This is a genomic window from Pseudomonas sp. NPDC087612 (genome assembly GCF_044743505.1).
Classification (GTDB): Bacteria; Pseudomonadota; Gammaproteobacteria; order Pseudomonadales; family Pseudomonadaceae; genus Aquipseudomonas.
The window spans coordinates 561,090-574,108 of the sequence record NZ_JBIUWO010000002.1 but is presented as its reverse complement, the minus strand read 5'-3'; the positions used below and the strand labels follow the sequence as shown (position 1 = coordinate 574,108).

Sequence of the window (13,019 nt, the reverse complement as noted above, 5' to 3'; positions counted from 1 at the left end):
ACTCGGCATCGGCGAAGGTCATTTGCTTCATTGAAAAGCTCGGCGATTGGTGTCCGGGGATTTTGCCAAATCAGGAAGTCTTTTTCAGGATTTCCTTAGTAAGCCGATTACCCGTTGGCCTGGCCAGCCTGTTGCTTTGGCAAGTACCGGTCATGGCCGACACACCTTCGTCCGCACTTGTCGAGTTTGAACCGGCGTTTCTGGGCAACGGTAGTACCTCCCCCGTGGACCTCTCGCGCTATCAGCGACGCAACATCACAAGCCCCGGAACCTACAGCGTGGATGTGCTGGTCAACGATAACTGGCACGGGCGCATGAACCTCAGCTTCAAGGCCTGGCCCGGTAAAGAAGAAGCCCTGGCCTGTTTCGACAACGCTTTGCTGGAGCGTCTGGGCCTGGATATCAGCAAGTTCAGCCCGCAGGCGCAACAGCAGCTGCTTGCCGTCGATACCTGCATCCCCCTGGACGGCGCACTTGACGATGCCAGCAGCCGTCTGGATTTTGCCAGCCAACGCCTGTACCTGTCGGTACCGCAAATCGCGGTCAAGCGCAGTGCGCGTGAAACAGTCGACCCGGCGCAATGGGATGAGGGCATAACGGCGGGTTTTCTCAATTACAACCTCAACAACTACAGCACCCGGCACCGCAATCAGGATAATTCGCGCCAGACCTACCTGGGCTTGGGCGCCGGGCTCAACATCGGGCCATGGCGCCTGCGTCATGACGGTTCACTGAACTGGAGCGGCCAGGGCCAGCAGCGCTATCAGAGCATTGCCAGCTATGCCCAACGCGATATCACGCCCTGGCGCTCGCAACTGACCCTGGGCGAAAGCTACACCTCGGGCGAGCTGTTCGACTCATTGAGTTTCACCGGCATACGCCTGGCCAGCGACAATCGTATGCTCCCCGCCTCGCAGCGCGGCTATGCCCCCGTAGTCCGCGGGATTGCCAGCAGTAATGCCCGGGTGGTGGTCCGCCAACGCGGCGTGACCCTGCATGAAACCACTGTGGCGCCGGGCGCCTTCGAAATCGATGATTTGTATGCAACCGGCTACGGTGGCGATCTGGAGGTCACTGTAACCGAGGCCGACGGCCGCGAACATAGCTTCTCCGTGCCTTACGCTGCTGTTCCGTTATCCTTGCGCGCCGGCTCCAGCCGCTTCAGTGCAACCCTGGGTACCCTGCGTAACCAGGCACTGGACAGTGACCCGGTATTTGTCGAAGGTACCTGGCAATATGGCCTGAACAACCTGGTCAGCACCTACAGCGGCATGACCCTGGCATCAGGGTATGGCTCGGCCTTGTTCGGTGGCAGCCTGAACACTGAGCTTGGTGCGTTCGGCGCCGACCTCACCCAGGCCCGCACCCATCTGCCCGGGCTCGGCAGCCAGCAAGGCCAGAGCCTGCGCCTGAGCTACGCCAAGACCCTGAGTGAAACCGACACACAAATCGCTCTGGCGACCTATCGCTACTCGACCCGCGGCTTTTATGGCCTGGAAGACGCCCAGTTGAGCCGCCAGTTCCTGCGCGATGCAGGCGATCAGCGCCACCAGCGTCATCGCAACCGCACTACCCTGTCGCTGGCGCAACCGCTGGCCGAGCACTATGGACAGTTGCACTTGAGTGCCTCGGCATCCAGCTATTGGGACCATGCCGGCAGCGACGTCAACTATTCGATCGGCTACAGCAATCACTACAAGACGCTGGGCTATACCCTCAGCAGCACCAGGGAACGTGACCGCTTCGGGCGCGCCGACAACACCTATTTCCTGAGCTTGTCCCTGCCCCTGGGCGGCGAACGCGCGCGTAGCCTCAGCAGCAGTATTTCCAGGGACGGCAGAGGCAACAGCCGGGCCCAGGCCACGCTCACCGGCGCCCTCAGTGCCGATCAGCAGGTCAACTATGGCATCACCGCCAGCCAGGATCGCTCCGATGGCCTGAACAACCATACGCTGAGCAGCAACGTACTGTACCGCGGCTCTGCCGCCGAACTCAGTGCATCGATCAGTCAGGGCCGGCATACCTCACAAGCCTCGCTCGGCCTGCGCGGCGCCATTGTCGCCCACGCCGATGGCATGACCTTGTCGCAACCCTTGAGTGAGACCTTCGGGTTGATTCAGGCCAAAGATGCCGATGGCGCTCGGGTGATTTCGGCGTCCGCGCTGAAAGTCGACAGCAGCGGCTACGCGGTCGTCCCGAACCTTACGCCTTACCAACGCAATACGGTTGCCATTGACCCCAAGGGCTTGTCGACCGATGTCGAACTGCAATCGAGCAGCCAGCAGACCGTGCCGCGCGCCGGCGCCATTGCGTTGCTGGTGTTCCAGACCCGCTCCGGACGTTCGGCCGTCATCCATGCCCGCCAGGCCGATGGCCAGCCGCTGCCGTTTGGCGCCGCAGTACTGGATAGCCAAGGTAACGAGCTGGGCGCGGTGGGCCAGGGTAGCCAATTGTTTGCCCGCGGCCTGCAGGATGCTGGTGAGTTGATCGTGCGCTGGGACAGCGGCCTGGCAGGCAACTGCCGAATTACCTATGCCCTGCCCGCCACCGCGAAAAAAGCCGCGAACGCTGCACCACAGAACATTCACTCCGTTTGCCACGCACCCCCAGCCCACCCTTGACCCGCCGAGACCTGCCCATGTTTTGTTCTCTACCCGCGCGCCTCGCCGGCGCGACAGGATTGTTGCTGCTGGCCCACAGCGGTATCAGTGCCGCCAGCTGTGTACATATCGGCTCAACACCATCTCAGGCTTTTATCACCATAGACTCGAGATTGACGGTGTCTGCCGCAGACCCGGTCGGCACGGTGATTTATGACAGCAACACCCGGTTCGCGACACGCATGGCCTACCGTTGCTCAGCCGCCCATGAGCAGCGCGCCGGCTTTACCCAGGGCTTCACTCACATCGGTGAGGGCATTCATCAAACCAACCTGGAGGGTATCGGTATCAGGATCACCGGTTCCGAAGCCGGCGCCAGTCGTTTTTACCGCTGGCCGGTTCCTACTACCAGACATCCTGCCGGCACTACCGACGTCACCCCCTGGTACAGACTGCAGTTGATCAAGACCGGACCGGTAACCAGTGGGGTGCTGTTTTTCCCTCAGACAATCATTAGCCACAGCTTTGAGCCGCATCATATCCCGGCCAATACCGCCAGGCTGACGATGGTGCAAACCCGAGTAGAGGTTGTTTCGGCCGATCCCACCTGCGCCGTCGACCCCGGTTCGAAAACCATCCCCGTCAATCTACGGGATCATCCAGCAGGGTTCTTCGACGCTGTTGGCAAGGTTACCGCACCCCAGCCACTTGAAATCCGCCTCAACTGTGCCGGCGGCAGTAGCGGCAGCCGCCTCAACGTCAGCTATACCGTCAGCGACGCCAGCAACCCGGGCAACCAGACCTCCATCATCAGCCTGGCCAGTCACGCTACTGCACGTGGCATCGGCATTCGCTTGTTGCGTAGCGACAACACCCCGATCGTGCTGGGCACCCGGCAACCGGGCGGTACGGTCGGAGCAGGCCCGGTAACGCATCGCATCCCCCTGCTCGCGCAGTATGTGCAGACCGCATCCCGGGTAGCCCCAGGCTCCGCGCCAGGCCGGGCGACATTTCTGATGAGTTATGACTGAGCAGAAAAAAGCCAGGCAATAGCCTGGCTTTTATTTACGCTGCGACCGCCTCAGAACGGCATCTTGAAACCCGGCGGCAACTGCATGCCGGCGGTCATGCCGCCCATTTTTTCCTGGCTGTTGGCTTCGACCTTGCGCACCGCGTCGTTGACGGCGGCGGCGATCAGGTCTTCGAGCACTTCCTTGTCTTCCTGCATCAGGCTGTCGTCCAGGCTGATGCGCTTGACGTCGTGACGACCGGTCATCACCACGCTGACCAGGCCGGCACCGGATTGGCCGGTTACTTCGGCGTTGGCCAGTTCTTCCTGCATCTTGGCCATTTTTTCCTGCATCTGCTGGGCCTGCTTCATCAGGCCGGCCATGCCACCTTTCATCATGGGGATTACCTCAACTATTAGCTTACGGGGTGCGGCGCGGGTCGGGCCCGGGCCGCTGCTGTTTTTCCGTTACTCGCCCTGGGCAACCGGGGCGTCGACAGGTTCAATCGTATCGTGGCGGACCATGGCGCCGAACTGCTGGATCATCTGCTGGATCAGCGGATCATCCTCGATCGAGGCCTCGGCCAGGCCCTGGCGCTCGGCGCGTTTGCGGGCTGCGGCCTGGGCGGGGGTTTCCTGCTCCGGGCGAATCAGCTCGATGGTCAATTTGAGCGTACGGCCCAGGTGCTGGTTCAACGCATCGTTCAGGCGCCGCTGTTGCGTGCTGTTAAACAGGGCGCTGTGGGCCGGGTCCAGGTGCAGCAGCCAGTCGTCGCCTTCGGCGCTGATCAGCGTACAGTTGGCGGCGATATTGCCGGTCATCCCGGAAATCGGCAACTGCGGGAACAATTCCAGCCATTTCAGCGCCAGCCCCGTGGCCGGTTGCGCGGCCGGCAAGGGCTCGGCCGGTGGCGCGTCGACTTCGTGGGCATGCTCGATGGCCAGCTCGTCCAGATAACTGTAGCTGGCCGGGTCCATTTCCGGCTCGTAATAATCTTCGTCCAGCGGCGGTTCGTCGTCGCGGTCCATGCCGGCCGGGCTGTAGCCGATACCGTCGTCGGGCGTCGGCATATCCACTGCGGTTGCCTGCTGAACCGGCGCCGGCGGCGCTTCAACGACAAGCGGCTCAGGCTCGACCTCGACCTCGACGGCGACAGGATCGTTCCAGGGCAGATCGACCACCGGCTCAGGCGCAGAGACCCCGACAGGGGTGGGCTCTGGCTCTGCAACGGGTTCCGGTTCCGGTTCAGCAACCACAGGCACCGGTGCAATCGCCATGGCTGGCGCAGCCTGGGGGGCTACTGCCACCGCGTTTGCAGAATCAGCTGTGGCCTGGCTGATCCCCACCGGCTTTAGCACTGGTCTCGGTGCATCGTCGCTGTCGGCGGGGCGGAACGCCAGCATGCGCAGCAGGACCATTTCAAAGCCGCCACGCGGATCTGGTGCCAATGGCAGGTCGCGACGGCCGATCAGGCCCATCTGGTAATAAAACTGCACATCTTCGGCCGGCAATGCCTGGGCCAAAGCCAGCACCCGGTCACGATCGCCCTGGCCGTTGTCAACCGCCTCAGGCAGCGCCTGGGCAATGGCCACGCGGTGCAGCACATTGAGCATTTCGGCGAGCACGCCGTTCCAGTCCGGCCCCTGCTCGGCCAAATGGCGAACGGCTTCGAGCAAGGCCCGGGCGTCACCTTCGAGCAACGCCTGCAGCACGCCATACACCTGGCCATGATCCAGAGTGCCGAGCATCGCCCGCACATCTGCGGCCAACACCTTGCCTTCACCGAAGGCGATGGCCTGGTCGGTCAGGCTCATGGCGTCGCGCATCGAGCCGTCCGCGGCGCGGCCGAGCAGCCACAGGGCGTCGTCTTCGAAAGGGACGTTTTCGGCCCCGAGCACATGGCTCAGGTGCTCGACGACCCGTTCGGGGGTCATGTTCTTCAGCGAGAACTGCAGGCAGCGCGAGAGGATGGTCGCCGGCAGTTTCTGCGGGTCGGTGGTGGCGAGGATGAACTTGACGTAGGGCGGCGGCTCTTCCAGCGTCTTCAGCAAGGCGTTGAACGAGTGGCTGGAGAGCATGTGCACTTCGTCGATCAGGTAGACCTTGAAGCGCCCGCGGCTCGGTGCGTACTGCACGTTGTCGAGCAGCTCGCGGGTGTCTTCGACCTTGGTGCGACTGGCGGCGTCGATTTCGATCAGGTCGACAAAGCGCCCCTCGTCGATCTCCCGGCACACCGAGCAGGTACCGCAAGGCGTCGAGGTGATGCCGGTTTCGCAGTTAAGGCACTTGGCGATGATCCGCGCAATGGTGGTCTTGCCCACACCGCGGGTACCGGTGAACAGGTAGGCATGGTGCAGGCGCTGGTTGTCCAGCGCGTTGATCAAGGCCTTGAGCACATGGGTCTGGCCGACCATTTCGCGGAACGAGCGCGGACGCCATTTACGTGCAAGAACCTGATAACTCATCGAAAACCGTCGCGACTGCAAGCTGAAGACCGCTAATCGTAGCGGAGCGGGGGCAAAATTGCACCCTGCCGATCTCGGCTAAGCTGTCAGGCGGGCCGGCATCAGGGAGGATGCAGCATGTGGCGAATCGTGGGTGCACTGCTGCTGATCAGTTCTGCCAGCTTCGCGCAGCAACCGGTGCTGCGCTTTTCGGTGGCCGAGAGCTGGACCATGCCGCTGATTCGGGTGGAGCAGGAGCAGCCGGTCGAAGGTATTTTGCATGACCTGATGCTCGCTGTTGCCCGCGAGGTCGGGCATCACCCCGAATTTCACGTCCTCCCGCGCCTGCGCCTGCAGCAAGCCATGGACAACGGCGATGTCGATGTGCGCTGTTATGTTGCCCAGTCCTGGCTGAACACTACCTCGGATGCCTATTTGTGGAGCCTGCCGCTGTTTCAGCAACGCGACTGGCTGGTCGGTCAACCCGACCAGACACCGCCGCTGACGCCCACGCAATTGGCGCCCCAGGCCATTGGCACCGTGCTCGGCTACACCTACTCGACCATCGAACCGCTGTTTGCCAGCGGCCATTTGCATCGCGAGGACAGCCGCAATCAACTGTTGGTGCTGAACAAGTTGCACGCCCGCCGTTACCACTATGCCATCAGCAACCAGCTGTCGCTTGACTGGTTCAACCGGCAACTCCCTTCTGAGCAGCAACTGCGCCCGCTGACTGTGGTCGAGGAGCAGACCCTGGCCTGCCTGGTGCGTAACGATCCGGCCTTGCCGGTCCAAGGCATCCTGCAGGCCTTGCTGCGATTAAAAGCGTCCGGGGAGATTGAACGAATGATCGAGCGCTATACACACATCCGTGGACACCCGCCCCAATCAAGCTCCCCGCCGCCCTCATGACCGGTCAGCCACCGGGGGCAGCCGGTATGCCCAGCGCTTCGCGGGTCAACCGCAGCAACAGCGCGGCCTCATCCATTGCCTGTTGCAACTGCCGGCCGCGTTCACGCTGCAGACGTTCGGCCTCGGGCAGGCCGGCCTCGCGTAACCGTTGCGCAGCGCTGAGCTGATTAAAGCGCACATCCAGTTCAAGCCACGCCGAGGCATGCCGCTGATGCAGGTACTCGACCCAGTTCGGTTGCCTGGTCATGAAGCGCGGCAAGCGCGCCTGTACCTGCGCCCCTTGCACATGGGCCAGCGCCGCGTCGAGCTGCGCGGTTGAAAGGGAAAGATCGGTGAGGATCAGATCCCGGGCATCGCCCGGCAACGCAAGCCGCCCGTACATCTCTTGTTGGTAAAGCAACTGCAACTCGTCTCTGCGCGCAAACAGTTCGGGCTCCAGCAGCACCTGATCGATCACAAAGCGCCGCAACTCCTCACGGTTGAAGGAGGCCCGGGCGAAATCCAGCAGTTGTCGCGGCCCGTGCTCCTGCAAGGCATCCAGCAAGGCGCGATGCCCTTGAACCCTGCTTTCCAGATTCTCAAACGCCAGCAACGGATGACCTATGACCTGTTGCGGATCACCGGCAAAGCGCAACAGGTCTTCGGCCATGGGCCCTTCGACGGCGTAACGCAAGATCCCCGCGACCCGTGTGCGCATCGACTCTGACTGCTCCTGCGCTTCGACGGTCTGGGCCAAGCGCTCCAGGACTGTCATCAAATTGCCGGCCTGGGGCTCGTTGCGCAGTCGCTGCCAGTACTCGACAAGCTGGCGGTTGGCAGACGCCGGAGCAGTCCAGAATTGTTGTGCGGCATCACCGCCCGGCAACCGCACAGGCGTCGGCGGCGCCTGTAGCCGACGTAGCCGTCGATACTGCTCGTCGGTCAATGCATTGCCTTCCAGCTCGATCATGCGCAAAAAACTGCGTGGTTCTTCAAGGAAGTGTTCGGGCAACTGGCTGATCTGGTTGTCGCTCAGGTCGACCCACTCCAGCCTTGAGCGATCGTGCAGGCTTTCCGGCACGCGGGTGATCTCGGTATTGTTCAAAGTCAGGATACGTAGCTGGGGCAGCCTGCTCACATCGGGCGGGATGCCCAGAGGGTTGCCCTCCAGGTGGAGGCTGTCCAGATTCAAAAGATCACCTATTCGCGCGGCATCGCGGGCATCAAGCACAATCCGGTTGTTGCTCAGGCGCAGGTTCTGCAGGCTCAGGCGATTTTCGATTGCTGGCGGAATCAGGGCCAGCTCATTACCGGAAAGATCCAGATAACGAAGACGGCCAAAGTGGGCGAGAAACTCCGCCGGCACGGTCGCCAGGTTCATGCCTGCCATATCCAGCTCCAGCACATGATGCAGGTCCACCGCCTGCAACTCGGGCAATTCGCCAACCATCAGGCCTCCCAGATCCAGGCGATAACCCAGGGTTCGCCCTAATGGCGTGCGTATGCTCAGCGACTGGTGACGCCAGGCCTGCACCAGGCGCTCGCTGAATTGCTGGCGACCGAGCGCCTGCTCACTGTCTACTGAAGCACCTTGCCAGCGCCGCAGCCCGGATTGCAGCCCTTGCAACTCTTCGCGACGGCGCTGCAACAGCGCGCGGGCCTCGGCGGGTCGAGCACGATAGGGCTCAAGGTAAGCGGCGATCTCTTCAGCTGAATAGTCAGGGTAAAGCTCAAGGATTTCTTCTTCAATGGAACGGGGTGACACCGGGAGCCGTGCCCCGCCCCCACTCAGGGCATAGCCCAGGCGACCATCGGAAAAACGCTGAAGCGGCGTCCACCACTGCTCTTTTACGCCCCCCAATACGCGCCCAACCATGGCCCGCTGTGCACCGGCCTGCACGCCAAGCTGACGGCGCAAGGCCGGCAGATCTTCTGCAGCGTCCAGCCCGGCCAGTTCCCACGCCAGCTCAAGCAGGTCGCGAGGCGCAGCTTCAGGCCGTTGACCGTCGATGTACAGGTCGCCTCGGCGGATCAGGGTCGGGCCGTGCACCGCAGGACCTACCCCTTCGATACCAAGTTCCAGCGCAGCAGGCCAGCGCGGGTCCTGCATCAGCATATGCAGCAGCAGCCGGTCACAATCAGTGTTGGCCATTTGCGGCCAGAAAAACCCCTCCAGCGCATGCGCCAGCCGTGTCTCACTCAAAGCTTGCCGCGCCTGCCTGGCCAGCCGCAGGGGCACACGACGGCTGTCAGCCATGCGCAAGCGCTCAGCGCTGGTGGCACTGGCTTCGATTTCCTCGACCATGGCCGGCTCCAGGCCAGGGAAATCACGCGCCACCAGGGACGATGCAGGTGGCCGCTCGGCGGCCAGGCAGTGCTCGAGAAATCGCCGCCAGTTCGCCTTGAGCCACTCCTGCACTTGCCCTTGCGGCACCGGCTCATCCGCCGAAGAAGGCATCAGTTGCAACGCGCGCATCAGCAAACTTTCATCGGCTACGGCTGCCGGGTTTTGCAACTGCTGGCTAAAACGCTGCAGGCGCCGCTGCAGCCGCGCCCGCTCGCAGGCATCCACAAGAGCCCCGCTGGGTGGACGCCGGTGCAGATGCAACTGCCGCAGCTGTGCTTCATCGGCACCACTGACGGCGAGTACCGAAGTTACTTCCTCATCGCTGAGATCTTCGAAACTGGAGCCCAGGCGACGAAACAGGTACTGACCGCCCTGCCAGCGGTGTGGACTGTCAAAGCGGCTGCGCCAGGCGCCCTTGCCATTGTGCTCCAGCAGCGGCGCCCAAGCGCCACTGCGCACGGGATGGCGAATGCGCCAGCTCCCCGTCTCGGCGTCTTGCTCGACGCGATAGAAACTGTCCTCGATGCGCACAACCTGTTGTTCACCGATCTGGTAAATACCTTGCTCGGACGCCGTCCCGACAATCGCCGAGTCCAGGTCAAGGGCATAGGGCTTCAAGTCAGGCAAGCAAAGACGTAGCGCGCCATTATCCTTTCTCACCAGGGCCAGCGCCTTGAACAGTGCCGAGTTGCGTACCAGCGTTGCCGCCGTGCCGACAACGACTGCCCCGGCCGCCAGCCCGGCCACTTCGCCAACAACATGGGTAAGGCAATTGAACGCCTCATGACGATCACCTTCAGCCCAATCATCCAGCCCGGTGAACACCTCTTTCATCAATTGGCTGGCCACCACCCCGAACAGCACCTCACCTACACCTGGCACCACAAAGGCCGCCAGACCCAGCACATCCAGGCCAATTTCCAACGCCTTGTCCAGCGCGGCCTGGCGTTCGCTGGCATCCAGCGTTGCGGTGGGCACCGCGATGAAACGGGCATCATCCTGAAGTTGCTCCAGGCACTGATTGAACAAGTCCTCGAACAGCGGCTCCGGCCGCAGGATGGCATCCAGCGCCAAGGACGGACTGGACAGCGCCACTCGCTGGCCATTGCGCTGTTCAAACAGCCGGTTTTGCAGCTGCGTATGAAGCGCCGGCCATTGACGACGCAATGCCAAACGCACAACGAACTGCCGATAGCTGTCCCGGGACAGCTTGCCGGCCAGGTCCTGCTCGAACTCATCCCAACCGTCGTACTCCTTGAGGGGTGAAAACGGGTCCTGGGGGATGTGCACCAGCAAGCGGACCCAGGGCCGCTGAATCGCGGCCAGATGCCCCAGCGGCTGAAAACTGAACTCGAAGACACTGACCCCACGCAGTTCGATCCCCGCCAGCTTCAGCCGTTTGAGCCGTAGCGGCACGCCCTGCTCCTGGATCCCGGTCTTGAGTTCACTGATTTCAAGCACTTGCTTGTACATTGCCGCGCTGATTGCCCCGCGCATCAGCGCCACATGAGCATCGACCTGCAAGGCGTAACGGTCGCACTCGCGAAACAGCTCGCGGGTCGACTGGGGAATGCCGACAACGCCATCGGGATCGAACACCGAGTCAATGTGTTTTTGATACTGCCCACCCAGATCCAGTTCGCGGCAGAACCTGACGAAATCCAGAACACTGACGCCCTGCACTCGCCTACCGGCATGCCGAAAGGATGACATCCTGACCAGGGCGCTATCACTCTGCTGCTCAGCGGCAGTGAAATTGTGCAAGGCCGCTTGCAGCAATCCCTGCTCGGTGTAATTTCGTTGCCAGAGCCCTTTAAGACCGGGGGCTTGCCAGCCACCCATGAGCCGATTGACGCGAATCAAACGATCGCCAGTAGGTTTGAGTCTCGAACCGAAGCGTCGACGCAACGCCTCGTCGAATCGCGCCTGGGCAAACACCTGAACCGACTGCAGCGGCGCCAGCAAGCGACCCCGCGCCGCACGACTGGCCTCGCAGGCACGCATGCTGACACCCAGCTTTGCCAACAGTGCTGGCGCAGCAGAACGCAACCAGGCAGGTAGCTGTTGGCGAAGGAATTCGAGATTGAGGCTGGCGGCGGAAAAATCCGCAGGTGATGTGGCCGCTGATGGTACTTGCTCGGGGGCTGACATGAAGATTCTCCCTGTAGGTCCAAAACCACAGACACTACGGGGCTGTCGAGCAGCTACGGCACTACAGGGTTATCGCACGCGCGCGAAAAACGGCAACGTAGGTTGTTGCGCCAGCGTTTTGGAAAAATCTTAGAGAGGAGGTGATGCAGAGCGCCCACAGGCAAGATGGGTGGCGACCCCACCAGCCACACCCCGGCACACAATGTTCCCGCTGTGGCTGCTTCCTTCCGGATCTGACCAGGTTCACGGGTAATCGTTGCGGGGGGACCGATGGGGTCACCATAACGCATGCTCATCTGGCGATGAGCCGCGCCATTGTACCGGCATCAACTCAAGATACAACCACTAAATTCAAAAAAACCATCACCACTCAATGACTTGGCATTGCTTCACGGGAGCGCAGCACCCGCTTGGTCGGCTATCGGTGACGTTGGCTGGGTGACCCGCAGGTGGATAAAGTGCAGCTTGGCAACCACCGGCTTACCCAGCACGAACGGATAGAGATCCACCTGGCCCATGCTGCGCGACAGCTCATTGAGCATTGCTGACAGCTCGACCCAGGCATTGATGAAGGCGAGAAACTCCTTTGCCCCGGGGTCGTCCGGGCGATAGAGGTCCTCACGCGTGAACGGCGGGAAGTCCAGCTCCAGGCTGCTGGCATTCATGCCCAGTGCCAGCGCGGTGTCGAGCGCATCGGTCATGTGCAGGTAGTGTGCCCAGGTTTCAGCCCAGTCTTCCCAGGGGTGCATGGTCGCATAGGCACTGACGTGAGCAGCCGCCCAATCACTTGGCGCCCCTTGCTGATAGTGACGTTCCAGCGCCTCGCTGTAGCTTTCGCGCTCGTCACCGAACAGGTCACGAAAGCCGTCGAGCCAATGGCTGTCGGCAATCAGACGATCCCAATAGTAGTGACCGACTTCATGACGCAGGTGGCCCAGCAGGGTGCGATAGGGTTCGTGCAGTTGCACGCGCACCCGCTCGCGCCAGTCATCATCGGCCTCGCGCACGTCGAGAGTAATCAGGCCATTGGCATGGCCGGTGATGGGCGCGTTGCCCTCAAGATCGACGCCGATGAAATCAAAGGCCAGGCCCGGGCCGTCCTGCGCGCTTTTCGGCTCCACCGGCAAGCCCAGGTGCAACAGCTGCGCGGTCAGCCGGCGCTTGGCGGTTTCCAGCTTGCGCCAGCGCGGGTGGTTTTCAGCAATGCCAAGGTCGGGGATGGTGCGGTTCAGGCGACAGGCCAGGCACAGGTTGTCGAGCTCATGCTCGGCCAGCAGCCAGTTGCAGGCCGCCGGGGTGTCGAGGTTGGCACAGCGGCGCAGCGGCCCGGCTTCAGGCTCGCCATCGAGCAGCCAGAGCCCCTCTGCAGGGCCGGGCGACAGGCTGGCGACACGGTTGCTTAGCGGCCAGTAGCCCAGTGCCGACTGGCAGGCCAGGCACTGGCTGTTGCGAAAGAACACCGACTGCCCACACCGGCATTGCCAGACCCGATCCGGACGTTGTTGCTGGCTGACGAAGGGCGCCGCGATCCTGGCGCCCAGCTGTTCGAAAAAACGGTACATGGCGATCCCTCCTG

7 protein-coding genes and 1 other RNA gene are annotated in these 13,019 nt (G+C 62.3%); 3 read left to right on the top strand and 5 right to left on the bottom strand.

Going from position 1 to position 13,019, the window contains the following annotated elements:
- The first annotated feature begins 152 nt into the window (after window positions 1-152).
- Complete coding sequence (locus ACIOVF_RS06300; RefSeq protein WP_401288236.1) at window positions 153-2,621, top strand: fimbria/pilus outer membrane usher protein; 2,469 nt, start codon at window positions 153-155, stop codon at window positions 2,619-2,621.
- A 59-nt stretch (window positions 2,622-2,680) separates the two neighbouring features.
- Window positions 2,681-3,631 (top strand): fimbrial protein, encoded by a 951-nt coding sequence (locus ACIOVF_RS06295; protein WP_401288234.1) that lies wholly within the window; start codon window positions 2,681-2,683, stop codon window positions 3,629-3,631.
- Between the two features lie 50 nt (window positions 3,632-3,681).
- Here ACIOVF_RS06295 and ACIOVF_RS06290 read toward each other — a convergent pair whose 3' ends face one another.
- Window positions 3,682-4,008, bottom strand: a complete 327-nt coding sequence (locus tag ACIOVF_RS06290) for a YbaB/EbfC family nucleoid-associated protein (RefSeq protein WP_010226011.1) — start codon at window positions 4,006-4,008, stop codon at window positions 3,682-3,684.
- A 69-nt stretch (window positions 4,009-4,077) separates the two neighbouring features.
- Window positions 4,078-6,075, bottom strand: coding sequence for a DNA polymerase III subunit gamma/tau (dnaX, locus tag ACIOVF_RS06285; RefSeq protein WP_401288230.1), 1,998 nt, complete (start codon window positions 6,073-6,075; stop codon window positions 4,078-4,080).
- A 117-nt stretch (window positions 6,076-6,192) separates the two neighbouring features.
- Here dnaX and ACIOVF_RS06280 point away from each other — a divergent pair, with 117 nt between their 5' ends.
- A complete protein-coding gene (locus ACIOVF_RS06280) occupies window positions 6,193-6,966 on the top strand; it encodes a substrate-binding periplasmic protein (protein ID WP_401288227.1) in 774 nt (257 codons plus the stop codon).
- A gap of 4 nt (window positions 6,967-6,970) precedes the next feature.
- Here ACIOVF_RS06280 and ACIOVF_RS06275 read toward each other — a convergent pair whose 3' ends face one another.
- From ACIOVF_RS06275 to ACIOVF_RS06265, 3 genes are all read right to left on the bottom strand, one after another.
- A complete protein-coding gene (locus ACIOVF_RS06275) occupies window positions 6,971-11,443 on the bottom strand; it encodes a dermonecrotic toxin domain-containing protein (protein ID WP_401288224.1) in 4,473 nt (1,490 codons plus the stop codon).
- Between the two features lie 176 nt (window positions 11,444-11,619).
- Window positions 11,620-11,716: signal recognition particle sRNA small type (gene ffs / locus ACIOVF_RS06270), an RNA gene on the bottom strand.
- A 116-nt stretch (window positions 11,717-11,832) separates the two neighbouring features.
- Entirely contained in the window at window positions 11,833-13,005 is a 1,173-nt protein-coding gene (locus ACIOVF_RS06265) for a putative zinc-binding metallopeptidase (RefSeq protein ID WP_045200447.1), read from the bottom strand.
- Between the last annotated feature and the right edge of the window lie 14 nt (window positions 13,006-13,019).